The 286-nt window shown below is 58.0% G+C and carries 1 rRNA gene; it reads right to left on the reverse strand.

The annotated features are described in order from the left end of the window. A 23S ribosomal RNA gene (locus tag RM704_RS45900) occupies positions 1-286 on the reverse strand; the annotation flags it as partial.

A 286-nucleotide genomic window follows, 5' to 3' on the forward strand; every position in this document is an offset into this window, starting at 1 on the left:
CTCGGTATTCTCTACCTGACCACCTGAGTCGGTTTAGGGTACGGGCCGCCATGAAACTCGCTAGAGGCTTTTCTCGACAGCATAGGATCATCCACTTCACCACAATCGGCTCGGCATCAGGTCTCAGACTATTGTCAGGCGGATTTACCTACCTGACGTCCTACACCCTTACCCCGGGACAACCACCGCCCGGGATGGACTACCTTCCTGCGTCACCCCATCACTCACCTACTGCAAGTCTGGTTCGTCGGCTCCACCACTCCCCTTTGCCCGAAGGCTCCGGGGC

It is taken from the genome of Streptomyces gottesmaniae (assembly GCF_031845845.1).
Classification (GTDB): domain Bacteria; phylum Actinomycetota; class Actinomycetes; order Streptomycetales; family Streptomycetaceae; genus Streptomyces; species Streptomyces akebiae.